Source organism: Streptomyces laurentii, assembly GCF_040635425.1.
Classification (GTDB): Bacteria; Actinomycetota; Actinomycetes; order Streptomycetales; family Streptomycetaceae; genus Streptomyces; species Streptomyces laurentii.
Window position 1 is genome coordinate 26,195 of sequence record NZ_JBEYHT010000031.1, and the last position, 25,252, is coordinate 51,446.

The 25,252-nt window shown below is 72.6% G+C and carries 26 protein-coding genes and 1 pseudogene; 14 read left to right on the forward strand and 13 right to left on the reverse strand.

The features are described 5' to 3' along the window. Positions 1 to 35 precede the first annotated feature (35 nt). Positions 36 to 830, reverse strand: a complete 795-nt coding sequence (locus tag ABZ693_RS20015) for a metal-dependent hydrolase (RefSeq protein WP_359878820.1) — start codon at positions 828 to 830, stop codon at positions 36 to 38. A 95-nt stretch (positions 831 to 925) separates the two neighbouring features. Between ABZ693_RS20015 and ABZ693_RS20020 the strand changes: the two genes are divergently transcribed. Next, a complete protein-coding gene (locus ABZ693_RS20020) occupies positions 926 to 3,499 on the forward strand; it encodes a DEAD/DEAH box helicase (RefSeq protein ID WP_359878823.1) in 2,574 nt (857 codons plus the stop codon). A gap of 49 nt (positions 3,500 to 3,548) precedes the next feature. Then, entirely contained in the window at positions 3,549 to 4,412 is an 864-nt protein-coding gene (locus ABZ693_RS20025; protein WP_359878825.1) for an acyl-CoA thioesterase, read from the forward strand. A 24-nt stretch (positions 4,413 to 4,436) separates the two neighbouring features. Here the strand turns inward: ABZ693_RS20025 and sigJ are convergent, their stop codons facing one another. The 3 genes and pseudogenes from sigJ to ABZ693_RS20040 form a co-directional block, all read right to left on the reverse strand. Next, entirely contained in the window at positions 4,437 to 5,360 is a 924-nt protein-coding gene (sigJ, locus tag ABZ693_RS20030; RefSeq protein ID WP_359878968.1) for an RNA polymerase sigma factor SigJ, read from the reverse strand. A 111-nt stretch (positions 5,361 to 5,471) separates the two neighbouring features. Further along, a pseudogene (locus ABZ693_RS20035) lies at positions 5,472 to 5,896 on the reverse strand (DUF4267 domain-containing protein). A gap of 74 nt (positions 5,897 to 5,970) precedes the next feature. After that, on the reverse strand, positions 5,971 to 6,417 hold the full coding sequence (locus tag ABZ693_RS20040; RefSeq protein ID WP_359878828.1) for an anthrone oxygenase family protein: 447 nt from the start codon (positions 6,415 to 6,417) through the stop codon (positions 5,971 to 5,973). A gap of 89 nt (positions 6,418 to 6,506) precedes the next feature. Between ABZ693_RS20040 and ABZ693_RS20045 the strand changes: the two genes are divergently transcribed. Together ABZ693_RS20045 and ABZ693_RS20050 are read left to right on the forward strand one after the other, a co-directional pair. Further along, positions 6,507 to 7,085 carry a TetR/AcrR family transcriptional regulator gene (locus tag ABZ693_RS20045; protein WP_359878831.1) on the forward strand — a complete coding sequence of 193 codons (579 nt, stop codon included), beginning with the start codon at positions 6,507 to 6,509 and terminating at the stop codon, positions 7,083 to 7,085. 148 nt (positions 7,086 to 7,233) lie between these two features. Then, entirely contained in the window at positions 7,234 to 7,749 is a 516-nt protein-coding gene (locus ABZ693_RS20050) for a nuclear transport factor 2 family protein (protein WP_359878834.1), read from the forward strand. 24 nt (positions 7,750 to 7,773) lie between these two features. Here ABZ693_RS20050 and ABZ693_RS20055 read toward each other — a convergent pair whose 3' ends face one another. Further along, positions 7,774 to 8,004: a DUF6011 domain-containing protein gene (locus ABZ693_RS20055; protein ID WP_359878836.1), complete on the reverse strand. Its 231-nt coding sequence runs from the start codon at positions 8,002 to 8,004 to the stop codon at positions 7,774 to 7,776. Between the two features lie 36 nt (positions 8,005 to 8,040). Here ABZ693_RS20055 and ABZ693_RS20060 point away from each other — a divergent pair, with 36 nt between their 5' ends. Next, positions 8,041 to 8,523, forward strand: coding sequence for a glutathione peroxidase (locus ABZ693_RS20060; RefSeq protein WP_359878839.1), 483 nt, complete (start codon positions 8,041 to 8,043; stop codon positions 8,521 to 8,523). 4 nt (positions 8,524 to 8,527) lie between these two features. Next, on the forward strand, positions 8,528 to 9,307 hold the full coding sequence (locus ABZ693_RS20065) for a putative protein N(5)-glutamine methyltransferase (RefSeq protein ID WP_359878970.1): 780 nt from the start codon (positions 8,528 to 8,530) through the stop codon (positions 9,305 to 9,307). Between the two features lie 379 nt (positions 9,308 to 9,686). Here the strand turns inward: ABZ693_RS20065 and ABZ693_RS20070 are convergent, their stop codons facing one another. After that, positions 9,687 to 11,063, reverse strand: coding sequence for a cytochrome P450 (locus tag ABZ693_RS20070; RefSeq protein WP_359878841.1), 1,377 nt, complete (start codon positions 11,061 to 11,063; stop codon positions 9,687 to 9,689). A gap of 127 nt (positions 11,064 to 11,190) precedes the next feature. Between ABZ693_RS20070 and ABZ693_RS20075 the strand changes: the two genes are divergently transcribed. Continuing rightward, on the forward strand, positions 11,191 to 11,691 hold the full coding sequence (locus tag ABZ693_RS20075) for a VOC family protein (protein ID WP_359878843.1): 501 nt from the start codon (positions 11,191 to 11,193) through the stop codon (positions 11,689 to 11,691). A gap of 75 nt (positions 11,692 to 11,766) precedes the next feature. Here the strand turns inward: ABZ693_RS20075 and ABZ693_RS20080 are convergent, their stop codons facing one another. After that, positions 11,767 to 12,132 (reverse strand): DUF7144 family membrane protein, encoded by a 366-nt coding sequence (locus tag ABZ693_RS20080; protein WP_359878846.1) that lies wholly within the window; start codon positions 12,130 to 12,132, stop codon positions 11,767 to 11,769. A 240-nt stretch (positions 12,133 to 12,372) separates the two neighbouring features. Further along, complete coding sequence (locus ABZ693_RS20085) at positions 12,373 to 13,599, reverse strand: acyl-CoA dehydrogenase family protein (RefSeq protein WP_359878848.1); 1,227 nt, start codon at positions 13,597 to 13,599, stop codon at positions 12,373 to 12,375. A 163-nt stretch (positions 13,600 to 13,762) separates the two neighbouring features. On the opposite strand from ABZ693_RS20085, the gene ABZ693_RS20090 reads away from it, so the two are divergent. Further along, positions 13,763 to 14,413: a TetR/AcrR family transcriptional regulator gene (locus ABZ693_RS20090; protein WP_359878851.1), complete on the forward strand. Its 651-nt coding sequence runs from the start codon at positions 13,763 to 13,765 to the stop codon at positions 14,411 to 14,413. Positions 14,414 to 14,511: 98 nt separating this feature from the next. Here the strand turns inward: ABZ693_RS20090 and def are convergent, their stop codons facing one another. Continuing rightward, positions 14,512 to 15,072: a peptide deformylase gene (gene def / locus ABZ693_RS20095; RefSeq protein ID WP_359878853.1), complete on the reverse strand. Its 561-nt coding sequence runs from the start codon at positions 15,070 to 15,072 to the stop codon at positions 14,512 to 14,514. 115 nt (positions 15,073 to 15,187) lie between these two features. Here def and ABZ693_RS20100 point away from each other — a divergent pair, with 115 nt between their 5' ends. The 6 genes from ABZ693_RS20100 to ABZ693_RS20125 all read left to right on the forward strand — a co-directional run bounded on the left by ABZ693_RS20100 (position 15,188) and on the right by ABZ693_RS20125 (position 21,107). After that, complete coding sequence (locus tag ABZ693_RS20100) at positions 15,188 to 16,429, forward strand: Mur ligase family protein (protein WP_359878855.1); 1,242 nt, start codon at positions 15,188 to 15,190, stop codon at positions 16,427 to 16,429. A gap of 31 nt (positions 16,430 to 16,460) precedes the next feature. Further along, the gene (locus tag ABZ693_RS20105; protein ID WP_359878858.1) at positions 16,461 to 17,189 is read left to right on the forward strand and encodes a type 1 glutamine amidotransferase; all 729 of its coding nucleotides are present in this window, start codon (positions 16,461 to 16,463) and stop codon (positions 17,187 to 17,189) included. A 235-nt stretch (positions 17,190 to 17,424) separates the two neighbouring features. Further along, positions 17,425 to 18,450: a 6-phosphofructokinase gene (locus ABZ693_RS20110; RefSeq protein ID WP_359878861.1), complete on the forward strand. Its 1,026-nt coding sequence runs from the start codon at positions 17,425 to 17,427 to the stop codon at positions 18,448 to 18,450. Positions 18,451 to 18,572: 122 nt separating this feature from the next. Next, positions 18,573 to 19,538 carry a cytochrome c oxidase assembly protein gene (locus ABZ693_RS20115; RefSeq protein ID WP_359878863.1) on the forward strand — a complete coding sequence of 322 codons (966 nt, stop codon included), beginning with the start codon at positions 18,573 to 18,575 and terminating at the stop codon, positions 19,536 to 19,538. Positions 19,539 to 19,648: 110 nt separating this feature from the next. Then, a complete protein-coding gene (locus tag ABZ693_RS20120) occupies positions 19,649 to 19,870 on the forward strand; it encodes a hypothetical protein (protein WP_359878975.1) in 222 nt (73 codons plus the stop codon). 193 nt (positions 19,871 to 20,063) lie between these two features. Then, positions 20,064 to 21,107 carry an NAD-dependent epimerase/dehydratase family protein gene (locus ABZ693_RS20125; RefSeq protein WP_359878866.1) on the forward strand — a complete coding sequence of 348 codons (1,044 nt, stop codon included), beginning with the start codon at positions 20,064 to 20,066 and terminating at the stop codon, positions 21,105 to 21,107. A 109-nt stretch (positions 21,108 to 21,216) separates the two neighbouring features. On the opposite strand, the gene ABZ693_RS20130 is transcribed toward ABZ693_RS20125, so the two are convergent. The 4 genes from ABZ693_RS20130 to ABZ693_RS20145 form a co-directional block, all read right to left on the reverse strand. After that, a complete protein-coding gene (locus ABZ693_RS20130) occupies positions 21,217 to 22,797 on the reverse strand; it encodes an alpha/beta hydrolase (protein WP_359878869.1) in 1,581 nt (526 codons plus the stop codon). A 186-nt stretch (positions 22,798 to 22,983) separates the two neighbouring features. Then, complete coding sequence (locus tag ABZ693_RS20135) at positions 22,984 to 23,823, reverse strand: urease accessory protein UreD (RefSeq protein ID WP_359878872.1); 840 nt, start codon at positions 23,821 to 23,823, stop codon at positions 22,984 to 22,986. Further along, complete coding sequence (ureG, locus tag ABZ693_RS20140) at positions 23,820 to 24,509, reverse strand: urease accessory protein UreG (protein WP_359878877.1); 690 nt, start codon at positions 24,507 to 24,509, stop codon at positions 23,820 to 23,822. Before ureG ends, ABZ693_RS20135 begins: the two co-directional genes overlap by 4 nt. 49 nt (positions 24,510 to 24,558) lie before the next feature. Then, positions 24,559 to 25,248 carry an urease accessory protein UreF gene (locus ABZ693_RS20145; RefSeq protein WP_359878880.1) on the reverse strand — a complete coding sequence of 230 codons (690 nt, stop codon included), beginning with the start codon at positions 25,246 to 25,248 and terminating at the stop codon, positions 24,559 to 24,561. Between the last annotated feature and the right edge of the window lie 4 nt (positions 25,249 to 25,252).

Here is a 25,252-nt window from a genome sequence, read left to right on the forward strand (position 1 = left end):
CGGGGGGGAGCCGTGCCTGGGCCCCCGCCCAGGAATCAGCCGAAGAGGCCGAGTGCCGACGCCCCGCCGATGCCGCCGAGAACCATGAAGGCCGGCATGAGGACCTTCAGCTCGACCCAGTCGCCGGCCCGGAAGCGCAACGGCTTCGGGGTGCCGAGCGGGTACCAGCGCTTGCGGCCGATCGGGATGGGCCACAGGATCGGGCAGCCGGAGACCGTCAGCGCGTCGCCGATGTCGTGGACGAGGGCGCCGAGCACGATCGGCAGGCCGAGCCACAGGTACTCCTGGCCGGGGCCGGTGAAGAGCCAGTCCGAGCCGTTGCCCGGCTGGTCGAGGACGCCGGCGAGGATCCAGGCGCTGGTGGCGCCGAGCAGCCACACCAGGACGTCGCTGGACATCCGCGCGGCCCGCCACAGCAGGCCTTCGACCGCGAGGACCAAGTGGACGAAGAGGATCGCGAGGACCGCCCAGCGGCCGCCGCTGACGGCGGCCAAAGAGCAGCCGCCGCCGACCAGGACCGCCCACAGCCAGGTGTGGGTGAGGGTGCGGTGGCCGCCGGAGCGGCGCGGGTCGGCCTTGGAGCGGGTCGCCTTGTAGACGGCGTACGAGAGCTTGTCGACGATCTCGCACAGGCCGCGGGAGACCGGGCCGAAGGCGCGCGAGATGGTCGCCGACTTGTGGTCGAGGTCGGGGGCGAGGGCCGCGCCCGCGCAGATGAGCGCGCCGACGAGCAGAACCGGCCAGGGCATCGGCTCGTCGAAGGCGGCGGCCGCCGCTCCGACGCCCAGCCAGGCCGCCGCGCCGGACAGCGAGTGCGCCGGTCCCATCATGGTGGTTCCCGCCCCATTTCTCGTACCCCGGCGCCCAGTTGGCGTCCGGTCCGTCGGCCGCCCGGGCGGGCGGCAGACGGATCAGCCTACCGTCCGTGATCTTGGTGCCGGTGGCCGGTTCCCGCATCGGGACGGAATCCAGGCAAGATGGTGGCGTGACCCTTATCGATCAGTTGCCGCCGACCGCCGACCCCGACGCCCTCTTCGAAGCCTTCTCGTCCTGGGCCGAGGAGCGGGGTATCACGCTCTATCCGGCCCAGGAGGAGGCGCTGATCGAGGTGGTCTCCGGGGCCAACGTGATCCTGTCCACCCCCACCGGCTCCGGAAAGTCGCTGGTGGCGGCGGGTGCGCACTTCACGGCCCTGGCCAATGACCAGGTCACCTTCTACACGGCGCCGATCAAGGCGCTGGTGTCGGAGAAGTTCTTCGACCTGTGCAAGATCTTCGGCACCGAGAACGTCGGCATGCTCACCGGCGACGCCTCCGTGAACGCGGACGCGCCGGTGATCTGCTGCACCGCCGAGGTGCTGGCGTCGATCGCGCTGCGCGACGGCAAGGACGCCGACATCGGCCAGGTCGTCATGGACGAGTTCCACTTCTACGCGGAGGCGGACCGCGGCTGGGCCTGGCAGATCCCGATCCTGGAGCTCCCGCAGGCCCAGTTCATCCTCATGTCGGCCACGCTCGGCGACGTGTCGATGTTCGAGAAGGACCTGACCCGGCGGACCGGGCGGCCGACCGCGACCGTCCGCTCGGCCACGCGGCCGGTGCCGCTGTCGTACGAGTACCGGCTGACCCCCATCACCGACACCCTCACCGAGCTCCTGGACACCCGGCAGGCGCCGGTCTACATCGTGCACTTCACCCAGGCGCAGGCGGTGGAGCGGGCGCAGTCGCTGATGAGCATCAACATGTGCACGCGGGAGGAGAAGGACCGGATCGCCGAGATGATCGGCAACTTCCGGTTCACCACCAAGTTCGGCAAGAACCTCTCCCGTTACGTCCGGCACGGCATCGGCGTGCACCACGCGGGCATGCTGCCGAAGTACCGGCGGCTGGTGGAGAAGCTGGCGCAGGCGGGTCTGCTGAAGGTCATCTGCGGTACGGACACCCTGGGCGTCGGCGTCAACGTGCCCATCCGCACGGTGCTGTTCACGGCCCTGACGAAGTACGACGGCAGCCGGGTGCGCACGCTGCGCGCCCGCGAGTTCCACCAGATCGCGGGCCGGGCCGGCCGGGCCGGCTTCGACACCGCCGGTCTGGTGGTCGCGCAGGCGCCCGAGCACGTCATCGAGAACGAGAAGGCGCTCGCCAAGGCCGGCGACGACCCGAAGAAGCGCCGCAAGGTGGTCCGCAAGAAGGCCCCGGAGGGCTTCGTCGGCTGGACGGAGAGCAGCTTCGAGAAGCTGATCGCCGCCGACCCGGAGCCGCTGACCTCCCGCTTCCGGGTCACCCACACCATGCTCCTGTCGGTGATCGCCCGCCCGGGCAACGCCTTCGAAGCCATGCGCAAGCTCCTGGAGGACAACCACGAGCCGCGCCGGAACCAGCTGAAGCACATCCGCCGGGCCATCGCGATCTACCGCTCGCTGCTCGACGGCGGTGTGGTGGAGCAGCTGGAGACCCCGGACGCCGAGGGCCGCACGATCCGCCTGACGGTCGACCTCCAGCAGGACTTCGCGCTCAACCAGCCGCTGTCGACGTTCGCGCTCGCCGCCTTCGACCTGCTGGACGCCGAGTCCCCCTCGTACGCCCTGGACATGGTGTCGGTCGTCGAGTCGACCCTCGACGACCCCCGGCAGATCCTGGCCGCGCAGCAGAACAAGGCGCGCGGCGAGGCGGTCGCCGCGATGAAGGCCGACGGCGTCGAGTACGAGGAGCGCATGGAGCGACTCCAGGAGGTCTCGTACCCGAAGCCGCTCGAAGAGCTGCTGTGGCACGCGTACGGCGTCTACCGCACCTCGCACCCGTGGGTCGGCGACCACCCGGTGTCGCCGAAGTCGGTCATCCGCGACATGTACGAACGAGCGCTGTCCTTCACGGAGTTCACGTCCTTCTACGAGCTGGCGCGCACCGAGGGCATCGTGCTGCGCTATCTGGCGGGCGCGTACAAGGCGCTGGACCACACCATCCCGGACGACCTGAAGACGGAGGACCTGGAGGACCTGATCGCCTGGCTGGGCGAGATGGTGCGGCAGGTCGACTCCTCGCTGCTCGACGAGTGGGAGCAGCTGGCCAACCCGGACGTGGAGACCGCCGAGGAGGCGCAGGAGCGCGCCGACCAGGTCCGTCCGGTCACGGCGAACGCCCGCGCCTTCCGGGTGCTCGTCCGCAACGCGATGTTCCGCCGGGTGGAGCTGGCGGCCCTGGACAACGTGGACGAGCTGGGCGAGCTGGACAGCGAGTCCGGCTGGGACGCGGACGCGTGGGGCGAGGCGATGGACGCGTACTGGGACGAGTACGACGACCTCGGCACCGGCCCGGACGCCCGCGGCCCGAAGCTGCTGGCCATCGAGGAGGACGCGGCGCACGGTCTCTGGCGCGTCCGGCAGACCTTCGCCGACCCGAACGGCGACCATGACTGGGGTATCAGCGCGGAGGTGGACCTGGCGGCCTCGGACGAGGAGGGCCGGGCCGTCGTCCGCGTCACGTCGGTCGGACAGCTGTAGACACTCTGCCGCAAGCACTCCGGTGCGGGCGCTCCGGGAGGAGTACGAGGTGACCAATCCCGCCGAGGGACTCGTGGATCTGCTCGATCTGGAGCGGATCGAGGTGAACATCTTCCGCGGGCGCAGCCCGCAGGAGTCGTTGCAGCGGGTCTTCGGCGGGCAGGTCGCCGGCCAGGCCCTGGTGGCGGCGGGGCGCACCGTCGAGGACGCCCGGCCGGTGCACTCGCTGCACGCCTACTTCCTGCGGCCGGGCCGGCCGGGCGTGCCGATCGTGTACGAGGTGGAGCGGGTGCGCGACGGCCGTTCCTTCACGACGCGGCGGGTCAAGGCGGTCCAGGAGGGCCGGACGATCTTCGCCCTGACGGCCTCGTTCCACCGGCCCGAGGAGGCCGCGTTCGCGCATCAGCGGCCGCCGCGGCATCTCACCGACCCGGAGAGCCTGCCGCGGCTCGCGGACGAGATCCGCGACCATCTCGGGGCGCTGCCGGAGGCCCTGGAGCGGATGGCCCGCCGCCAGCCGTTCGACATCCGGTACGTGGAGCGGCTGCGCTGGTCGCCGGAGGAGGTCCGGGGCGCGGACGCGCGCAGCGCGGTGTGGATGCGGGCGGTGGGGCCGCTGGGCGACGACCCGCTGGTGCACACCTGCGCCCTGACGTACGCCTCCGACATGACGCTCCTCGACGCGGTCCGGATCCCGGTGGAGCCGCTGTGGGGGCCGCGGGGGTACGACCTGGCCTCCCTCGACCACGCCATGTGGTTCCACCGGCCGTTCCGGGCGGACGAGTGGTTCCTGTACGACCAGGAGTCGCCGATCGCGACCGGCGGCCGGGGCCTGGCGCGGGGGCAGATCTTCGACCGCGAGGGGCGGCTGCTGGTGTCGGTGGTGCAGGAGGGGCTGTTCCGCGCGCTGTGAGGAGACCCGTCCCGGCGCAGGAGGTCAGGACGCCGTCCAGGGGCGCAGTTTCTCCGGGTTGCGCACGGCCCAGACGCGGGTGATCCGGTCGTCGGCCGTGTCGAACGCGAACACCGCCACCACCGCGCCTTGGTGATGGACCGTCAGTCCGGGCTGGGCGTTGACGACGCGCTCTTCGAGGACGAGACCGGGGCCCCCGCGGGCGATCAGGTCGACCAGGTAGTGGGCGATCTCCGCATGACCCTCGATCGGGTGCGGCATGGCGGGGACGATGCCTCCGCCGTCGCCGATGGCGGTGGCGTCGGGGGCGAGCAGACCGAGCAGGGCCGCGATGTCCTGGGTCTCCCAGGCCCGTTTGAAGTCCCGGACCAGGGTGGCGTGCCGGCTTTCTCGCGCGGCCCGGGCCGGGAGCACGGGCCGCGCCGTGTGCAGCCGGCGGCGGGCGGAGAAGGCGAGCCGGCGGCAGGCGGCCGGGGTGCGGCCGACGATGGCCGCGACCTCGGCGAAGCTGTAGCGGAAGACGTCGTGCAGGACGAAGGCGACGCGCTCGGCCGGGGTCATCGCGTCGAGGACGACGAGGAAGGCCATGTGGACCGATTCGTCGAGGGTGACCCGGTCGGCGGGGTCGGCGGCCGACCGGGGGCCGGCCAGGTGTCCCGGCAGGTGTCCGGGCAGCGGTTCGGGGATCCACTCCCCCACGTACCGCTCCCGCCGGGCCCGCGCCGAGCCGAGCAGGTCGAGACAGATCCGGCCGGCGACCTTGGCCAGGTACGCGCCGGGCGACACGACGGCCGCGCGGCGCCCGGGGGACATCGCGTACCAGCGGGCGTACGTCTCCTGGACGACGTCCTCGGCGTCGGCCAGCGAGCCGAGCAGACGGTAGGCCATCCCGGTCAGCCGCCGCCGCTCGTCCGGGGCGGCGGCCGGGTCCGGTTCGGCGGGGCCCATGGAACCGGTGGGGCCGGTGGTCGGGGCGGGTCGGTCGCTCTTCGCTGCGCTCACGTCCGTACGACGGCGCGCGCCCGCGGAATGTGACACCGACCCCGGAGCGTGCGGGTGTCAGGCGGGCCGCGCGGCGGGGGTGGGCACCGTGCGGGCCTTGCCGGTCTCGCGGAGAACCAGCAGTCCGGTGATCGCGATCAGCACCGAGGTCAGACCGTGGATGCCGAACGCGGCGGCGGCGGTGCCGTGGTGGGTCAGAACGTCGATCATGTCGCCGAACGGGGCGACGGCCTCCATCAGCAGGACCCAGCCCAGGGCCCGGCGGTGGCCCGTCACCAGCAGGATGCCGAGGACCAGGCCCATCGAGAATTCACGGATGCCCTTCATGACGAGGAAGCCGCCGCCGTCACCGGCGGGCCAGCCCGGCAGGCCGACGCCCGGAGCGGACGCCTCGGGGAAGAGGATGAAGGAGACAGCCCGAGGTAGAGCGCGAACAAGGCGCAACCGGTGGCCAGGACGGTGTTGACGTTCTTCAGCGACATCGTGTTTCTCCTTACGGCGTTCAGGGTGGAGTGGGGCGGGTTCGGCGCGGGGCGCCGCCGGGGCGGCCCGGGGCTCAGACGAGGGCGGCGACCAGGCAGGTGAAGGCGGCGATGAGGACGGCGACGCGGACGTAGTGGTAGCGGTCCCAGCGGTTCATCTGCTCCTTCCAGTCCTCGGGCCGGTTCTCGGGGGTCCAGGTCTTGCCCCGGTTGTTGATCGGGACGAGCAGCAGGAGCGACATGACCACGCTCAGGATCAGCAGCCCGGCCGCGACGACGACCAGGACGGCGCCGGGGCGGTGCCATCCGGCGACGGCCCAGACCGCGCTCAGGACGAGCGAGCCGACGTACCAGAACGGCATCAGGGCGCCGAGCATCCGGCCCCCGTGGGCGCGGCCGAGCTGGCCGCTGTCCCCGGGAAGCGCGTCAAGGATCCGGTTGATCACGAAGGCGACGGAGAACTCCACCCCCACCATCAGTCCGACGGCCACGGTGGTGGACACCGCGACGGCGTTGAGCATGACGACCCCCTGGGATCTAGCGTTGCTAGCCGATGAGGCAACGCTAGACCTTCTGCCGCTCGATTGTCTAGCGGTGCTAGGATCGAGTCATGTCGGTACAGGAACGCAAGCAACGCGAGCGGGCGGAGCGCGAGCGCCTCATCGTGGCCACGGCCCGCGAACTCGCCGAGCGGCAGGGCTGGGACGCGGTCACCACCCGCCGGCTCGCCGAGCGCATCGAATACAGCCAGCCCGTCCTCTACAGCCACTTCCGCGGCAAGCGCGAGATCATCGGCGCCGTCGCCCTCCAGGGCTCCACCGAACTGGCGGCGGCGGTACGGGCGGCGACCGCCGCCGTCGACGGCCCGCGCGCCCGGGTCGCCGCCCTGGCCCACGCGTATCTCGACTTCGCCGCCCGCAACCCGGCCGTCTACGACGCCATCTTCCGACTCGACGGCGGCCTGGCCTTCGCGCACGAGGACACCCCCGAGCCGCTGAAGGACGCCTTCGCCGCCCTGTTGGAGACCCTCGAAGAGGTCGCCGGGGAGGGTGTCGCCCCGGGACTGTTCAGCGAGACCTTCTGGGCCGCCCTGCACGGACTGGCCACCCTGACCCGGGCGGGACGGCTCCCGCCGGAGTACACCGGGCCGAGGGTGGAGCTGCTGGTGGACCGGCTCGCCGTCGTCTGACACACCGCCCCGGCCGCTCGGCCGGACTCGCCCGGACTCGCCCGGGCCTCGGCGGCACCTCACATTCCGCGCCGCTGTGTCGTCGTACTCGCACCGGGGCCGAACGGGCCCCGGTCACGGACGACGGCACGGGAAGGACCGCGACACCATGAGTGAGACGACAGGCGAGACGACGAACGGGACGACGGGCGGAGCTACCGGCGGCGGCGCCCCCACGGGCGCCGAACTCCGGGCGCTCGCCGACCGGATCGAGATCGAGGCGCTGCGCGGCGAGTTCACCGACGCGGGGATGACCCGCGACTACGACCGGCTCGCGGAGCTGTTCACCGACGACGGAACGTGGCGCATCCCGGACGCCGGCCTGGAGTTCACCGGCTCGAAGAACATCCGCGCCGCCATCGAACGCCTCCAGGGCAACTGGGAGTTCTTCGTGCAGACCATCCACCCGGGCGCGGTGCGGATCGACGGCGACACGGCGGAGGGCCGGTCGTACGTGGCGGAGCTCGGGCGGCTGCGGGACGGCGGCTCGCACGTCAACTACGCGCTCTACCACGACCGTTACCGGCGCACGGCACAGGGCTGGCGGTTCACCGAGCGCCGCTACGAGGTGCGGTACGTCGACACCACCCCGCTGCCGGGCGGCGCGCCCGGCCCGCGACCGTAACCGCTCGGGATCCGGCCTCCCGGGTCACAGTCCGGGCAGGGTGTCCTGTTCCATCTCGTGCCGCCGGGTCCGGATGTCCGGGCCCGGCGGATGCAGCTTGGCGTCGCAGGCGGGCCCCAGGCCGGAGCGCCGGGACGCGGCACCGGTCAGCGGGCGCCCGCACAGCCGGCACCACACCCGGCGCGCCCCGCCCTCCCCCGCGTCCGTCACCAGGTCGGCGGCCTCGATGTCGATTGCCAGCGGTTCGTCTCCCATGGTCAGATCAAACCCCATCGCGACGAGGAGCGTCCCTTGAGCCTGTACGACATCCCGCTGACGACACTCGCCGGCGACCCCACCTCACTGGCCGAGTTCCGGGACCGGACGGTCCTGGTGGTGAACGTGGCCTCCCGGTGCGGCCTCACCCCGCAGTACGCCGGCCTGGAGCGGCTCCAGCAGGAGTACGGCAAGCGCGGCTTCACCGTGCTCGGCGTGCCGTGCAACCAGTTCGGCGGCCAGGAGCCGGGCAGCGCCGAGGAGATCTCGGCCTTCTGCTCGACGACGTACGGGGTGAGCTTCCCGCTCCTGGAGAAGACCGGGGTCAACGGGCCCGGACGGCACCCGCTGTACGCGGAGCTGACCCAGGTCGCCGACGCCGGCGGCGAGGCCGGTGACATCCAGTGGAACTTCGAGAAGTTCCTCGTCGGCCGGGACGGTTCGGTGACCCGGTTCCGTCCGCGCACCGAGCCCGAGGCCCCGGAGCTGGTGGCGGCGATCGAGGCTCAGCTTGTCTGAGCCGATGGCGCCGGCGGAACCGGCGGCGGACGTCGTCGCCCGGCTCCGGGCGGCGGGCTGTGTCTTCGCCGAGGAGGAGGCGGAGCTGCTGACCGCGACGGCGGCCGGCCCGGCCGAACTCGACGCGATGGTCGAACGGCGGGCCGCGGGCCTGCCGCTGGAGCACGTCGTGGGCTGGGCGGAGTTCGCGGGACTGCGGATCGAGGTGGACGGCGGGGTGTTCGTGCCGCGCCGCCGTACGGAGTTCCTGGCCGCCGAAGCCGTCGCGCGGGCCCGGCCGGGCTCCGTCTGCGTCGACCTGTGCTGCGGCTCGGGTGCGGCGGCCGCCGTGCTGCTCGCGTCGGTCGCGGACGCGGACGTACACGCCGCCGACATCGAGCCCGCCGCCGTCCGTTGCGCGCGCCGCAACGTCGAGCCGCGCGGCGGCCGGGTGTACGAGGGCGACCTCTTCGCGCCGTTGCCGGACGCGCTGCGCGGCCGGATCGAGGTGCTGGTCGCCAACGTCCCGTACGTCCCGAGCGGCGAGGTGGCGCTGCTGCCGGCCGAGGCGCGCGAGCACGAGCCGCTGGTGGCCCTGGACGGCGGCGCGGACGGCCTGGAGGTGCTGCGCCGGGTCGCGGCCGGGGCGGCCGGGTGGCTGGCCCCGGGCGGGCATCTGCTGTTCGAGACGAGCGAGCGCCAGACCGGTGCCGCCGTGGCGGCGGTCGCCGCGCACGGCCTGACGGCCCGGATCCTGACGGACGAGGACCTGTACGCCACCGTGGTCGTGGCGACCCGCGCCTGACCGGGCGGAGGGCGCGTCGCCACGGCGGGTGAGCCGCGTGTCCCGGGCCCCGGCCCGGGTCCGCGCGGCCGGGACCGGCCGCCGGACGACGCCCCGTACCCGGTCCACGGAACCGGCTCCCCGCCCGCCTGGGTTCGGAGCCGTACTCCCGGCGCCGGAGGCCGGAGCACAGCGGAAAGCCCACCCCCGGAACTCCGGAGGCGGGCTTTCGATCGAGCGCTGGGCCGGCCTTGCACCTGCATTTCCCCACAGGAAGTGGGGCGTCTTTCCTTGGACCACCAACGCACTGCTCGCGAGGCTGTGTTCGCCCGCTTGCGTAAGATGATCATATCCCATCCGGCCGCTGCCCGTCACATCGAAGCCGGCCCCTCCGTGACGCTCAGCGCGTCCGAGGCTTCAGCCGGCAGCGGGCCGGGCCGAGCGCCTGGAGGGTGATCGCGGAGCCCAGCGGGACTTCGGTGTCGATGGCCTCCAGCTCGTACGACTGCAGGATCATCGCGAGCGCGATCACCGACTCCAGCATCGAGAAGTGCTGCCCGATGCAGGCGCGCGGGCCGCCGCCGAACGGGAACCAGGCGTAGCGGGGGCGGGCCGCCTCCGCCTCGGGCGTGAAGCGGTCGGGGTCGAAGCGCTCCGGATCGTCCCAGTAACGGGGGTGGCGGTGCGTCACCCACGGCGCGACGATGACGTCGGCCCCGGCCGGGATGAGATACCCGTCGATCTCGGTGGCCTCGACGGCCCGCCGGCCGATCGCCGGGGCCGCCGGGAAGAGCCGCATGGCCTCCTTGAGCACCCGGCCCAGGTACGGCAGGGCATCCAGGTCGCCGGCGCCGGGCGTACGGCCCTTCAAGACCTCGTCCAGCTCCTCGTGGACCCGCTGCTGCACCTCGGGGTGCAGGCCCAGCAGATGCAGCGCGAAGGCGAGCGAGGTGGCGGTCGTCTCGTGCCCGGCGAGCATGAACACCAGGACCTGCTCGCGCAGTTCGGTCGCGTCGAAGCCCTCGACGCCGCTGCCCTCCTCTCCCCCGGCGCCCATCAGGAGCGTCAGCAGATCGCGTTCCCCGTCGCCCGCGCCGGCCGCGCGCCGGTCGGCGATGACCCGGTCGCAGACGGCGTACAGCTCCTCGTGGGCGGCGGCCGCCTTCCGGTTGCCGGGTGTGGGCCACTCGCGCGGGATGTTGCGGGGCGCGTAGCCGCGCTTGGTGACGTACCCGGCGAGCACCGGGAAGCAGCGCTCGACGATGCCGACGGCGGCGTCCACGTCCGTGCCGAAGAGGATGCGGGCGACGGCACGCAGCGCGAGCCGGCCCATCTCGTGGACGACGTCGGCCGTCTCGCGCCCCTCGGCGCGCCAGGTGCCGGTCAGCCGGTCGGCCTCGGCGGCGATGGCGGTGGCGTACGTGTCGACGCTGCGGCGCGTGAACAGCGGCTGCACGAGCCTGCGTTGGCGCAGATAGTCGTCGTCCTGGCTGGTGAGCAGTCCGTTGCCGAAGGAGACCCGGAGCTCCTCGTAGAAGTTGTTGTCCTTGCGGAAGTTGGCCGCCTGGGTGGCGAGGACCTGCTGGGCGCCCTCCGCGGAGAACACGCAGTGGATGGTGCCGCGCATGCCGGGCGGTCCCGCGGTGATCCGGACGACGTCGCCGAGGTCACGGCGGGCCTTGAGGAAGGTGCCGAGCGAGTCGTTCTTGAGGTCGAGCAGGGAGCCGAGCAGCGGCATCCCCGTGAGTTCGGGCACGGTCTGTGCGGTGGTCGCCATCGTGGCCATTCCCCCTTGTGCGCTTCGGTGGCGCGGTCGATTCTGCCGCACGGCGGTACCCCCTGGCAGGCGGCCCTCGCGGCTGCTGGTCACTCCGTTGTCAGTGGTGTCTGGAACGCTTCCCCCCATGGACGCACCCGAGTTGAACGCACCCGACCCTTCCACCCCGCCGCAGCCGCTGCTGCAGCTCACGATCGACTGCGCCGATCCGCGGCGCCTCGTCGCCTTCTGGACCGAGGCCCTGCGCTACGCACCGGAGCCGCCGCCCGAGGGGCACGCGACGTGGCGCGCGTACTGGCAGGCGACCGGTGTGCCCGAGGACGAACTGGGCGAGGACGCCGGGGAGGTCCCGGAGTCGATCGTCGACCCCCACGGACGGGGGCCGCGGGTGTGGTTCCAGGAGGTTCCGGAGCCGAAGACGGTCAAGAACCGGCTGCATCTCGATCTGAAGGTCGGGGGTGGGCGGGCGGTGCCGCTGGAGGTCCGCCGGGCCCGGGTGGACGCGGAGGTGGCGCGGCTGACGGCCCTGGGCGCGTCCGTGCTGTACACGATGGACGAGCCGCACGGCATGGGCTACTACGCGGTGGTGCTCGGCGATCCGGAGGGCAACGAGTTCTGCGTCGTGTGAGCGGGCTCGGCGCACGAGGAGGCGGGGCGCCGGGCCGATGCCCGTCACCCCGCCCGTCGCCTGTCCGACCGGCCCTCACTCGACGAGCCGGGCCAGCGACCAGATGATGACGAGGTCCAGGACCATCACGCTGATCGCCCACGCCGGGTAGTACGGGATGAACATGAACTGGGTGACGAGGCTGATCGCGGCGAGCCCGACGCCGGCGCCGCGAGCCCAGCCCTTGGCGGCCAGCGCCCCGACACCCACGACCATCAGCGCGACCCCGATCACCAGGTGGAGCCAGCCCCAGGCGGTGATGTCGAACCGGTAGGCGTAGTCCCCCGACACGACGAAGAGCCGGTCCTGGGCGATGCCGGCGACCCCCAGGAGGAAACTCAGGACCCCGCTGATGAACAGCGCCACACCGGCGAACACCGCCGGCTTGCTCGGGTGTTCCACGCCTCCTCGGGCGCCTCCCGCGTCCTGTCGTGCGCCACTGGGCATGGCCGCCATGGCCGCCACCTCTCGTCCGGGGTGCGGTCCCCGCGCGTCGCGCGGAGCGGCAGCGGAGACCGGTGACGTTCGCGCCACGGTCCCACCGTCGCCCCGGGGCGCGGTCGCGGCGACCGGACCGGGCCGTCCGGGTGACCCGTGCGCCCCGCTCCGGTCCGGGCTCCGGGCGGGGAGCCCGGCGGCGGGTCAGCGGATCGGCATGCCGGAGAGGGTGCGGGCGATGACGAGGCGCTGGATCTCGCTCGTCCCCTCGAAGATCGTGTAGATCGCGGCGTCGCGGTGCATCCGCTCCACCGGGTACTCGCGGGTGTAGCCGTTGCCGCCGAGGATCTGGACGGCCTGCGCCGTGACCTTCTTGGCGACCTCGCTCGCGTACAGCTTGGACATCGAGCCCTCGGCGGAGGTGAAGGGCTTGCCCGTGACGCCCATCCACGAGGCGCGCCACACGAGCAGCCGGGCCGCGTCGATCCGGGTGCGCATGTCGGCGAGCTGGAAGGCGACGCCCTGGTTGTCGATGATCGGGCGGCCGAACTGCTGCCGGGTCTTCGCGTAGTCGAGGGCCACCTCGTACGCGGCGCGGGCGGTGCCGATGGCCATGGCGCCGACGGCGGGGCGGGACGCCTCGAAGGTGGCCATGGCGGCGTTCTTGACGCGCTCGCCGCCGCTCTTGGCGCGCTCCCGGGCACGGGCGAGGCGCTCGTCCAGCTTCTCCTTGCCGCCGAGCAGGCAGCCGCCGGGCACCCGGACGTCCTCCAGGACGACCTCGGCGGTGTGGGAGGCGCGGATGCCGTGCTTCTGGAACTTCTGCCCCTGGGACAGGCCGGGGGTGCCGGGCGGCACGATGAAGGAGGCGTGGCCCTTGGAGCCGAGCTCGGGGTCGACGACGGCGACGACGACGTGGACGTTGGCGATGCCGCCGTTGGTCGCCCAGGTCTTGGTGCCGTTGATCACCCACTCGTCCTTGGCCTCGTCGTAGACGGCGCGGGTGCGCATGGAGGCCACGTCGGAGCCGGCGTCGGGTTCGGAGGAGCAGAAGGCGGCGACCTTGACGTCGGTGGCGTCGCCGTACATCTGCGGCACCCAGGTGCCGATCTGCTCCTCGGTGCCGTTGGCGAGGACGCCGACGGCCGCGAGGCCGGTGCCGACGATGGAGAGGGCGATGCCGGCGTCGCCCCAGAACAGTTCCTCCATGGTCATCGGGATGCCGAGGCCGGTCGGGTCGAAGAACTGCTGGGCGTAGAAGTCGAGGGAGTAGATTCCGAGCTTGGCCGCCTCCTGGATGATCGGCCAGGGGGTCTCCTCGCGCTCGTCCCACTCGGCGGCCGCGGGGCGGATCACGTCGGCGGCGAAGCCGTGGAGCCAGTCGCGCACCTGCTTCTGGTCGTCGTTCAGTTCGAAAGTGAACTCGGACATGGTCCCTCCCAGCGGCCTGTTACTTGCGGTAACGAGAGTCTGTTACCGGCGGGTAGCCCCTGTCAACCAGCAGCGGAGCACATCCTGCCGGACGGCACCCGGTGCCGCGGGGGTGTTACGTTGCGACAGCCGCAGGAATTCGTACAGGCGGGGAGACACGCCCATGGACACCAGACACCGGACCACCACCGACCAGCAGAAGCCCGCCGACCAACGGCGCCGGGAACTGCTGGAGGCGGCGGACCGCGTGGTGCTCCGCGACGGCCCCCAGGCCTCCATGAACGCCATCGCCGCCGAAGCCGGGATCACCAAACCGATCCTCTACCGCCACTTCGGCGACAAGGGCGGCCTCTACCGCGCCCTCGCCACCCGCCACACCGACGCCCTCCTCGCCGCCCTGCGCGCCGCCCTCGACGCCCCCGCCGACCGGCGCGCGCGCGTCGAAGCCACCCTCGACACGTACCTCGCCTCCATCGAGGCCATGCCGCAGGTCTACCGCTTCCTCATGCACCCCGCCGAGGAACCCCACCAGGCCGAGCAGGGCTTCGACATCGGCCGCCACTCCGCCCCGCTGCTGCGGCGCATGGGCGAGGAACTCGGCCAGGTCATCGCCGAACGCGTCGACCTCGGCCCCGGCGGCGAGACCCAGGCCCGCATCTGGGGCCACGGCATCGTCGGCATGATGCACGCGGCCGGCGACTGGTGGCTCGGCGAACGCCCCTGCCCCCGCGCCGAACTCGTGCGCAGCCTCGCCGACATCCTCTGGGGCCGCCTGGCCCAGGCCTCGGACCTGCCGGGCGGGCCGGGATTCTAGGGCCTTTCTTGTGCCTCGGTTCGCCTCCGGGGGCACCCCGGACGTACGGGCACCGCAGGCAGGCGCCCCGCACCAGGCCTCGGGTGGGCCAGGCGAGGTCAGACCTTCGGAACTTCCGCCCCGCTGCCCCAAGGCTGCTTGCCGATCGTCCTCAGGAGTCTGCGGCGGGCCCAGCCCGTCACGTGGTCCGCGTACACGCCGCCGTCCAGGTGGTCCGACTCGTGCTGGAGGCAGCGGGCGAAGAAACCCGTGCCCTGGACGCGGACCGGGGTGCCGTCGACACGGACGCCCTCGACCACGGCGTGGTCGTAACGGGGCGTCGGGGCCTCCAGGCCCGGCAGCGACAGGCAGCCCTCCGGGCCGCGGATCACGTCGCCGTCGGCCTCGACCAGACGCGGGTTCACCACATGGCCCAGGTGCCGGACGTCCTCGTCGTCCGGGCAGTCGTACACGAACACCCGCAGCCCCACGCCCACTTGGTTCGCGGCCAGGCCCACGCCGTTCGCCGCGTACATCGTGGCGAACATGTCCTCGACGAGCCGGGACAGCTCCGGGCCGAAGTCGGTGACGGGCTCGCAAGGGGTGTGCAGGACCGGGGTGCCGAGCAGCGTCATCGCTCGGACACGGCCGGAACTGCCGGGGATCAGCCGGTTTCGCATGGGCGCAAGCGTACGTTCAGGGGGGCCGGGTGCCATGTCACGGTGCCGTGAATTCGGGCTGCTGGCCGGATCTCGATAGGCTGAGCCCGGACCGACGCAAGGAGGAACAAGGACGATGTCAGGCAGCAACTCGGAGCCGCTGTCGGCGCGCGCCAAGCTGGCCGTGACGGCCGGCAGGGCCGCGGCCGCCGTTTCGCGGGCAGCGGGACGCGGCAGCGGATCGGTGATCGGCGGCCGCGTCGCCCTCAAGCTCGACCCGGATCTGCTGGCGGCGCTCGCACAGCATCTGGACGTGGTGCTCGTATCGGCGACCAACGGCAAGACCACCACCACCCGGCTCATCGCCGAGGCCCTGCGGGCCAGCGGCCCGGTGGTGTCGAACGCGCTGGGCGCCAACATGCCCGCCGGAATCACCTCCGCCCTGGCCGGCGGCTCGGACGCCCGGTACGGCGTCATCGAGGTCGACGAGAAGTACCTGGCGGGCGTCGCCCGGGACACCACTCCCAAGGCCATCGCCCTGCTCAACCTCTCCCGCGACCAGCTCGACCGCGCCGCCGAGACGCGGATGCTCGCCGAGAAGTGGCGCGAGGGACTCAGCGGCACGAAGGCCGTGGTCATCGCCAACGCCGACGACCCGCTGATCGTGTGGGCCGCCTCCTCCTCCCCCAACGTGGTGTGGGTCGCGGTCGGCCAGGAGTGGAAGGACGACGCCTGGTCCTGCCCGTCCTGCGGCGGCGTGCTCCAGCGCCCCGGCGACGACTGGTTCTGCGCCGAGTGCGGCTTCCGCCGGCCCGCGCCGAGCTGGGCGCTCAGCGGCGAGCACGTGCTGGACCCGCACGGTTCGGCCTGGCCCATCCACCTGCAGCTGCCCGGCCGCGCCAACAAGGCCAACGCCGCCACCTCGGCCGCCGTCGCCGCGGTCTTCGGGGTGCCGCCGCAGGTCGCCCTGGAGCGCATGTACCAGGTGCAGGCCGTCGCCGGCCGCTACGACGTGGTCACCTTCCAGGGCCGCGAGCTCCGGCTGCTGCTCGCGAAGAACCCGGCGGGCTGGCTCGAGACGTTCTCCCTGATCGACCCGCCGCCGGCCCCGGTGATCCTGTCCGTCAACGCGCGCGGCGCCGACGGTACGGACACCTCCTGGCTGTGGGACGTGGACTACGGCCGGCTGGCCGGTCACCCGATCATGGTGCTCGGCGACCGCAAGCTGGACCTCGCGGTCCGGCTCGAGGTCGCGGGCGTGGACTTCCGCGTGTGCGACACGCTCGACGAGGCGGTGTCCATGGCCCCGCCCGGTCAGATCGAGCTGATCGCCAACTACACGGCCTTCCAGGACGTCCGCCGCCGCGTCGGCAACTGACCCGCCTCGACCCCGCTAAAGGACTTGCAGCATGAGTGACAGCAGCCTGCGTCTGGTCTGGGTCTACCCGGACCTGCTCAGCACCTACGGCGACCAGGGCAACGCCCTCGTCGTCGAGCGCCGCGCGCGCCAGCGCGGCCTCAACGTGGAGCGCGTCGACGTACGCAGCGACCAGCCGGTCCCGACCTCCGGCGACATCTACCTGATCGGCGGCGGCGAGGACCGTCCGCAGCGGCTCGCCGCCGAGCGGCTGCGCCGCGACGGCGGTCTGAGCCGGGCCGCCTCCAACGGCGCCATCATCTTCTCGGTGTGCGCCGGCTACCAGATCCTCGGCCACGAGTTCGTGAACGACCTCGGCGCGCGCGAGCCGGGCCTCGGCCTGCTCGACGTGACGACCGTGCCGGGTCAGGGCGAGCGCTGTGTCGGCGACGTACTCGCCGACATCGACCCGCGGCTGAACCTGCCCCAGCTCACCGGGTTCGAGAACCACCAGGGCATCACGCACCTCGGCCCGACCGCCCGCCCGTTCGCCCGCACCGTGTTCGGCAACGGCAACGGCACCGGCGACGGCACCGAGGGCGCGTACAACGAGACCGTCTTCGGCACCTACATGCACGGCCCCGTCATGGCCCGCAACCCGCAGATCGCGGATCTGCTGCTGAAGCTGGCGCTCGACGTGAACGCGCTGCCGCCGACGGACGACCGCTGGTACGAGGCCCTGCGCGCCGAGCGCATCGCCTCCGCCACGCACCCCGCCTGACGGCCCGTCGCCCGCGCGGGGCGTGCACGGACGTGCACGCCCCACGCCCCGCGGGCCGGCGCACGCCCGGTCCGCCCCGCGCGGCGACCGCGTGCGGACGACTCCCGTACACGTGTCCGCTGTCCACTGTGCGGACAACCGGTTCGGGCAGGCCACCCCGCACCGATAGGGTGGCCTGAATCCAGCCGGACGACGTGGTCCGGGAATCAGCCCACGTTGCAAAGGTTTTCGGGCTATGCGCATTGGTGTGCTCACTTCCGGCGGAGACTGCCCCGGTCTGAACGCCGTCATCCGGTCCGTCGTGCACCGCGCCGTCGTCGACCACGGCGACGAGGTCATCGGCTTCCACGACGGGTGGAAGGGCCTGCTGGAGTGCGATTACCGCAAGCTGGACCTCGACGCGGTGAACGGCATCCTGGCCCGCGGCGGCACCATCCTCGGCTCCTCCCGGGTCCAGCCCGCGCACCTCGTCGACGGCGTCGAACGGGCCCGCGGCCATGTCGCGGACCTCGGGCTCGACGCGATCATCCCGATCGGCGGCGAGGGCACCCTGAAGGCCGCGCACCTGCTCTCCGAGGCCGGCCTGCCGATAGTCGGCGTCCCCAAGACCATCGACAACGACATCGCGGCGACCGACGTCACCTTCGGCTTCGACACCGCCGTGACCGTCGCCACCGAGGCCCTGGACCGGCTGAAGACCACCGCCGAGTCCCACCAGCGGGTGCTGATCGTCGAGGTCATGGGCCGGCACACCGGCTGGATCGCGCTGCACTCCGGCATGGCCGCCGGCGCGCACGCCGTCGTCGTGCCCGAGCGCCCCTTCGACATCGACGAGCTGACCGCCCGGGTCGGCGCCCGCTTCGAGCACGGCAAGCGCTTCGCCATCGTCGTGGTCGCCGAGGGCGCGAAGCCGCGCGAGGGCACCATGGACTTCAAGACCGCGGGCACCGACATCTACGGGCACGAGCGGTTCACCGGCGTCGCCAACCAGCTCTCCGTCGAGCTGGAGCGGCGGCTCGGCAAGGAGGCCCGGCCCGTCATCCTCGGCCACGTCCAGCGCGGCGGCACCCCCACCGCGTACGACAGGGTGCTCGCCACCCGCTTCGGCTGGCACGCGGTCGAGGCGGCGCACCGCGGCGACTTCGGCATGCTGACCGCGCTGCGCGGCACGGAGATCGAACTGGTGCCGCTGGGGAAGGCCGTGGAGACCCTGAAGACGGTCCCGGCCGACCGCTACGACGAGGCGGAGTGCGTCCTCTGACTTTGCCCCGAAGGCAAGAAATTCCTGGGCGACGCCCTAACCGCCCCCGGTCGTGGACACGGCCGGGGGCGGTTCTAGTCTGGTGCGGACAACAAGCGCGAAACGGGCTCCAGGAGTAGCAGATGGATCACAGCGGGCACGGTGGGGGCGGCATGCCCATGGACCTGCCGCCGTTCACGCTGGGGCGGGGACTGGAGTTCTCCCCCGACCTCTTCTTCCTGATCGGGTGCGTGGCCGGGCTCGTCCTGTACATCTGGGGCGTGGTGCGGCTGCGGCGGCGCGGGGACTCCTGGCCGGTGAACCGGACGGTGTTCTTCGTGGTGGGCGTGCTCACCATCGCCCTGGTGATGTGCACCAAGCTCAACGACTACGGCATGGTCATGTTCAGCGTGCACATGGTGCAGCACATGGTGATCTCCATGCTGTCGCCGATCCTGCTGCTGCTCGGCGCGCCGGTGACGCTGGCGCTGCGGGCGCTGCCCGTCGCGGCGACGCGCGGCACGAAGGGCCCGCGCGAGCTGCTGCTGATGCTGCTGCACAGCCGCTACATGCGGGTGATCACGCACCCGGGCTTCACCATCCCCATGTTCATCGCGAGCCTGTACGCGCTCTACTTCACGCCGCTGTTCGACTTCCTCATGGAGTCGCAGACGGGTCACATCGTGATGATGGTCCACTTCCTCGCGGTGGGCCTGTCGTTCTTCTGGCCGATCATGGGCGTGGACCCGGGTCCGCACCGGCCGGGTTACGTCATGCGGATGCTGGAGCTGTTCGCGGGCATGCCGTTCCACGCGTTCTTCGGCATCGCGCTGATGATGGCGACCTCGCCCATGGTCGACACGTACAAGAACCCGCCCGCCTCGCTGGGCATCGACGCGCTGGCGGACCAGAGCGCGGCGGGCGGCATCGCCTGGGGCTTCAGCGAGATCCCCTCGGTACTGGTGCTGATCGCGCTGGTCTACCAGTGGTACCACTCCGAGCAGCGGCAGGCGGCGCGCAAGGACCGGGCGGCGGACCGGGACGGCGACAAGGAACTGCAGGAGTACAACGCGTATCTCGCCTCGCTCCGGGCGCGCAGCGGACAGTAAGGGCGCGCGCCGGTCCGTGACGGCGCACGGCGGGGGCGCACGACGTTCGCGCCAGGGGCTGGCGCACGCCCCTCCCTCGGGGTCACGATGGCTTCGAGGAGGGCGGAGCGATGATGTCGGGTTCCACGAAGACGATGGCCGCGCTCACCTGCGCGGCCCTGATCCTCACCACCGCGTACACGGTCGCGCTGGGCAGCAGCGGCTGGCTCTGGTTCGGCTGGGTGGTGCTCGGGGTGGCGACGCTCGGGATGGCCGCGGCGGACAGCGGCGAACCGGCCGTGGCCCCGCGGCAGCGGCCGGCGAGCGGGCCAGGGCCTTCCTCGTCGGACTGAGCCCGGCCCCCGATTCCTGATCCCCGATCCCTGATTTTTCGGCCCTCCGAGCTCTGAGCCCGGAGGGCCGTTTTCCGTCCCGGCCGCCAGGTCCGCCTTCCCGGAAAGTTCCCGCGGGCCGCACGCCGACGGCGAATCCGCGCACGGCGAAAGCCACTGGGCCGCCCCGCGTCCGGCCCGTAGCGTGCCGCTCATGACCAAGGGACACGCGTGCGTGGTGGGAGCGACGGGACAGATCGGGCGGGCGGCCGTACGGGCGCTCGTCGCGGACGGATGGGAGGTCACCGCCGTCTCGCGCCGGGGCGGCCGGGACGAGCGGTGGCCGGCGGAGGTCCGGTCGGTGGCGGTGGACCGGAACGAGGACGGGGCGCTCGCGCGGGCCCTCGGCGACGGCGTGGACGTGCTGGTGGACGTCGTGGCCTACGACGCCGGACACGGACGGCAGCTGACGGCCCTGGCGGACCGGATCGGCTCGGCCGTGGTGATCTCCAGCGCGGCGGTGTACGAGGACGAGCAGGGCCGGAACTTCGACACGCAGGACGAGCCGGACGGTTTTCCGCTCTACCCGCTGCCCATCCCGGAGACCTGGCGGACGGTGGCGCCGGGCGACACCTCGTACGGCACCCGCAAGGTCGCGCTGGAGCGGGAGCTGCTCGCGGCGGGCGACGCGCTGCCGACGACGGTGCTGCGGGCGGCGGCCGTGCACGGCCCGTACGGTCCGGGCCCGCGCGAGCTGTGGTTCGTGAAGCGCGCGCTGGACGGGCGTCCGGTGCGGATCCTGGCGGAGGGCGGGCGGTCCGTCTTCCACCCGGTGCACGTGGACAACCTTGCGGAGCTGATCCGGCTGGCCGCGGCGAAGCCGGGGTCCCGGGTGCTGAACGGCGCCGACCCCGAGGCGCCGTCGGTCGCCGAGATCGGGGCGGCGGTCGACGCGGTGATGGGGGTGGCCGGCGAGACGGTGCTGTTCGAGGGGCCGCCCGGGAAGGACGCGGTCGGCGAGACCCCGTGGACGACGCCGCGCCCGATGGTCTGCGGCATGACGGCGGCGGAGCGGGAGCTGGGCTACCGGCCGGTGACCGGGTACGCCGAGTCGCTGCCGGAGACGGTGGCGTGGCTGACGGAGACGGTGGCGGACCGGGACTGGCGGGACGCCTTCCCCGGCCTCGCGAAGTACGGGGTGGACTTCTTCGACTACGCGGCGGAGGACGCCTGGCTCGCGGCGCGGCGCGGGGTGTGAGACGCGCGGAAGGGCGGTCGCCCTGCGGCGACCGCCCTCCCTCTCGCGTCACGTGTCACGGCGTGTTGCTGCGCACCCCGCCGTCACACCGTGTTGTCGTGCTGTGCCGTTACGGCTTGGGCGTGGCGTGCGGCTCGCACGTCACGTCCTTGGCGTCGACCTTGCCGGTCAGCAGGTACGTGTCGACCCGGCTGTTGATGCAGGGGTTCACCAGGCCGGTGACACCGTGCGAGCCGGCGTTCTTCTCGGTGATGAGGCGCGAGTCCTTGAAACGCTTGTGCAGCTCGACGGCGCCGGCGTACGGCGTGGCCGCGTCCCGCTCGGACTGGACGATGAGCACCGGCGGCAGGCCCTTGCCCGTCTTGACCTGGGCCGGCTTCTGGCGGGGGCCGGACCAGGTGGCGCAGGGCAGGTTCATCCAGGCGTTCGCCCAGGTCATGAACGGGTACTTCTCGTGCAGACGGGAGTTGTCCCGGTCCCACTTCTTCCAGCTGGTCGGCCACGGCGCGTCGTTGCACTCGACGGCGGTGTAGACGGCGTTGCCGTTCTCCGACGCGATGTTGCCGGCGGTGTCCGTGAGGTCGGCGGAGGCACCGTCGATCAGCGGCTGCGGGTCACCCGCGGCGTACGCGCTCCAGGCCTCGGCGACCGGGGCCCAGGTGGAGTCGTAGTACGGGGCGCTCTGGAAGAAGCTGATGAGCTCGGCCGGTCCGACGGTGCCACCGAGGGGCGCCTTCTTCGCGGCGGCGCGCAGGGTCAGCCACTGCTGGTGGACCTCGTCGTAGGTCTTGCCGAGGTGGTAGGTGGCGTCGTTCTGGGCGACCCAGGTCATCCAGTCCTTGAGGCGGCCCTCGAACGCGATGTCCTGGTTGAGGTTGGCCTCGTACCAGATGTTGTCCTTGGACGGGTCCACCACGCTGTCGACCAGCATGCGGCGCACGTGGTCCGGGTACAGCGTGCCGTAGACGGCACCCAGGTAGGTGCCATAGGAGACACCGATGTAGTTGAGCTTCTCCTCGCCGAGGGCCGCGCGGACGACGTCGAGGTCGCGCGCGGTGTTGAGGGTGTTGATGTACGGCAGGATGTCGCCGCTCTTCTCGGCGCAGCCCTTGGCGTACTCGGCGGCCAGCTCGCGCTGGGCCGCCTTGTCGGCCTCGTTGTCCGGGACCGGGTCGGCCTTGGGGCCCTTGACGAACTCGGTCGGGTCGACGCAGGAGATGGCCGCCGAGTGGCCGACACCGCGCGGGTCGAAGCCGACGAAGTCGTACGCCTTGGCGACGTTCGCCCAGATCGGGTTCTTCGTGGTGACGCGGCGCGGGAACTTCAGGCCGGAGCCGCCGGGGCCGCCCGGGTTGTAGAGCAGCGAGCCCTGGTGCTCACCGGCGGTGCCGGTGGCGCCGATCCGGTCGACGGCGATCTTGATCTTCTTGCCGTTCGGGCGGGCGTAGTCGACCGGGACGGTGACGAAGCCGCACTGGATCGGCTTCTCCAGGCCCCAGTTGGCGGGGCAGTCCTGCCAGTCGATGCCGGCCTTCGCGGCGCGCTCGGCGGCGAGGGCGGCGCCCCGGGCCTCGGCGTCGCGGGTCTGGCCGGTGACGGCCCCGGCGGCCGGGGCGGCGACGAGCGCGCTGGCGACGAGCGTGCCCGCTATCAGAGTGCCGGCGGAGCCGAACACTGCTGTACGTCTCAAGGAAATTCTCCCCCTCGATGGGCGCCGCCCCCGTGGCAGCGCCGATGGGCTGTTCGGGGGATCTTTCCGTCAAAGGGGCCTCGGGTAAAAGGGCGTACGCCTGTTTCTTTACCGAACCAATAACCGGTGACAGGTGTACCGCTCAGCGGTTACCGCCGGAAAGACGCGCCGCGGACGGTCCGCGGGTCAGGCGGACACGAGGAGAGCGAGGGCGTCGTCGAGGGTGCGGCGCAGGGCGAGGGCGTCCGGGGCGACGGCCGTGACGAGGGCGGCCGGCCCCGCGAGCGGGGCGAGAACGGCGTGCTCGCCGAGCAGTCGGGCCGCCACCGGCCGATCGGTGAACTCGGGGTTGACGACCAGGAGTTGGCCGGTGGCACGGTGACCGCCGAGGACCGCGGGGCCGTCCCATCCGGCCGGGGCGCCGGGGCCGTAGCGAAGCTCCTGGTCGAGCAGCGGACGGCCGGCGCGGCGGACGGTCAGGCAGGTGGTGAGCGTGCCGGACGGCTCGGCATGGCGGCCGAGGATCTGCTCCTCGCGCAGTACGAGCCGGGCGGTGGCGTCGAGTCGGACCGTGGTGCGGGTGATCAGGGCGGAGCCGGCGGCGGAGACGAGCTGTTCGGGGAGCCAGCGCAGTTCCGCGCCCGCGCCGACGGTGAGCGTGAGGTCGTACGTGGCGGGGGTGTCGGTGCCGCCCGGCAGCGCGACGGTCGCGGCGGCCGCGTCGACGAACAGCCGGGCCCCGTCCCGCACTTCGGCCGTCAGAGCGAGCCGGTCGCCGCCGAGCGGGGCGCTCATCGCACCGACGACGGTCACCCGGGTGTACGGGCCGGTGGAGCGGGTGCGGCACAGCGCGAAGGGGCCATCGCCGTCCAGGACGGGCAGGGAGCCGTCCGGGGCGGCGGCGATCCGGGCGGTGGCGGTGAGGCTCGCCCGGTCGGGCACCGGGGTACGCCGGGGTGCGGGTGCGGACTCGGGCACGGACTCGGGGTCGGCTTCCGGCTCGGAGGGGTGGACGGCCAGGCTCATGCGGTCCAGGCCGCCAGTCGTTCCCGGACCCAGTCGGTGACCGGGGCGACACCCTCGACGGAACGCAACGATGTGAGCGCGACGGGGAGTTCGCCGCGCTGCTTCTTCGCGTCGCGCTCCATGCGGCCGAGGTCGGAGCCGACGTAGGGGGCGAGGTCGGTCTTGTTGATGACGAGGAGGTCGGCGGTGGTGACGCCGGGACCGCCCTTGCGCGGGATGTCGTCGCCGCCGGCGACGTCGATGACGAAGATCTGGGCGTCGACCAGGCCCTTGGAGAAGGTGGCGGTGAGGTTGTCGCCGCCGGATTCGACGAGGACGAGGTCGAGCGGACCGACGGCGTCCTCCAGGTCCTCGACGGCTTCGAGGTTGGCGGAGATGTCGTCACGGATGGCGGTGTGCGGGCAGGCGCCGGTCTCGACGGCGGTGATCCGCTCGGGCGGCAGCACGGCCTCGCGGAGCAGGAATTCGGCGTCCTCGCGGGTGTAGATGTCGTTGGTGACGACGGCGAGGGAGAGGCTGTCACGCAGGGCGCGGCAGAGCGCGGCGACGGTGGCGGTCTTGCCGGAGCCGACGGGTCCGCCGAGGCCGATGCGCAGGGCGCGGCGGCTGCCGTCGGGCCGGCGGGCGTCGGCGGAGACGGCGCGCGCGTGGCCGTGGTCGTGGTCGGGTCCGTGGTCGAGGTGCATGGGCGCGGGGCTCCTTGGGGACGGCGGCGGGACGGGACACGGGCAGGGGTCACGAGGCGAAGAGGCGGACGGGCCAGGTCGCGTGCTGTTCGGCGGTCAGGTCGAGCAGCGGGGCGGACGCGGCGGGCAGCGCGTCCAGGCGGCCCTCGCGGACGGCGTTCCGGGCGCGGGCGACCGCCTCGGCGGCCACCTGGTCCATCACGGGGGCGAGCCGGGCGAGGACGGCGGTGGCCTGGAACGGGTCCAGGCCGAGCAGCCGTACGACCGCGGTCGCGGGCCCGCCGGCCGTCTCGTACACGACGCAGTGCGCGGCGCCCTCGGAGCCGAGTCCGGCGGCCCTCGCGGCGGTTCCGAGGACGACGGGCTGGTGCGCGCCGCGCGGGAACGCGGCGGCGAGCCGGTCGAGTTCGGGTCCGGGCCAGGCCGTGCGGGCGGCCCGCATCAGCTGGCGGCCGAGCCGGCGGGCGACGGCCCGCAGGGCGGGTGAGGGGGTGCGGGCGTCGGCGGCCTCGTCGAGGGCGTACGGGTCGGCGCCGAGGGCCGCGGCGGCGCCGAGGCCGGCCGCGGTGAGGCCGGTGGTGTGCAGCCGGCCGCGGCAGAATGCCTCCAGGCCTGCGGCGTCGGTGAGCCGGCCGGCCCGGACGGCGGCCTCGGCGCCACCGGAGTGGGCGTGCCCGCCGGCGGGGAACCGCCCGTCGGCGAGCACGAGGAGCGCGGCACGCGCCGCGGAGATGGACATTCCG

Coding starts and splice junctions, on each gene's coding strand:
- ABZ693_RS20015 (WP_359878820.1), bottom strand. CDS start 830: ATGATGGGACCGGCGCACTCGCTGTCCGGCGCGGCGGCCTGGCTGGGC.
- sigJ (WP_359878968.1), bottom strand. CDS start 5,360: ATGGGCCCCGCCGAACCGGACCCGGCCGCCGCCCCGGACGAGCGGCGG.
- ABZ693_RS20040 (WP_359878828.1), bottom strand. CDS start 6,417: ATGCTCAACGCCGTCGCGGTGTCCACCACCGTGGCCGTCGGACTGATG.
- ABZ693_RS20045 (WP_359878831.1), top strand. CDS start 6,507: ATGTCGGTACAGGAACGCAAGCAACGCGAGCGGGCGGAGCGCGAGCGC.
- ABZ693_RS20050 (WP_359878834.1), top strand. CDS start 7,234: ATGAGTGAGACGACAGGCGAGACGACGAACGGGACGACGGGCGGAGCT.
- ABZ693_RS20055 (WP_359878836.1), bottom strand. CDS start 8,004: ATGGGAGACGAACCGCTGGCAATCGACATCGAGGCCGCCGACCTGGTG.
- ABZ693_RS20065 (WP_359878970.1), top strand. CDS start 8,528: ATGGCGCCGGCGGAACCGGCGGCGGACGTCGTCGCCCGGCTCCGGGCG.
- ABZ693_RS20070 (WP_359878841.1), bottom strand. CDS start 11,063: ATGGCGACCACCGCACAGACCGTGCCCGAACTCACGGGGATGCCGCTG.
- ABZ693_RS20075 (WP_359878843.1), top strand. CDS start 11,191: ATGGACGCACCCGAGTTGAACGCACCCGACCCTTCCACCCCGCCGCAG.
- ABZ693_RS20085 (WP_359878848.1), bottom strand. CDS start 13,599: ATGTCCGAGTTCACTTTCGAACTGAACGACGACCAGAAGCAGGTGCGC.
- ABZ693_RS20090 (WP_359878851.1), top strand. CDS start 13,763: ATGGACACCAGACACCGGACCACCACCGACCAGCAGAAGCCCGCCGAC.
- def (WP_359878853.1), bottom strand. CDS start 15,072: ATGCGAAACCGGCTGATCCCCGGCAGTTCCGGCCGTGTCCGAGCGATG.
- ABZ693_RS20100 (WP_359878855.1), top strand. CDS start 15,188: ATGTCAGGCAGCAACTCGGAGCCGCTGTCGGCGCGCGCCAAGCTGGCC.
- ABZ693_RS20105 (WP_359878858.1), top strand. CDS start 16,461: ATGAGTGACAGCAGCCTGCGTCTGGTCTGGGTCTACCCGGACCTGCTC.
- ABZ693_RS20110 (WP_359878861.1), top strand. CDS start 17,425: ATGCGCATTGGTGTGCTCACTTCCGGCGGAGACTGCCCCGGTCTGAAC.
- ABZ693_RS20115 (WP_359878863.1), top strand. CDS start 18,573: ATGGATCACAGCGGGCACGGTGGGGGCGGCATGCCCATGGACCTGCCG.
- ABZ693_RS20120 (WP_359878975.1), top strand. CDS start 19,649: ATGATGTCGGGTTCCACGAAGACGATGGCCGCGCTCACCTGCGCGGCC.
- ABZ693_RS20125 (WP_359878866.1), top strand. CDS start 20,064: ATGACCAAGGGACACGCGTGCGTGGTGGGAGCGACGGGACAGATCGGG.
- ABZ693_RS20135 (WP_359878872.1), bottom strand. CDS start 23,823: ATGAGCCTGGCCGTCCACCCCTCCGAGCCGGAAGCCGACCCCGAGTCC.
- ureG (WP_359878877.1), bottom strand. CDS start 24,509: ATGCACCTCGACCACGGACCCGACCACGACCACGGCCACGCGCGCGCC.
- ABZ693_RS20145 (WP_359878880.1), bottom strand. CDS start 25,248: ATGTCCATCTCCGCGGCGCGTGCCGCGCTCCTCGTGCTCGCCGACGGG.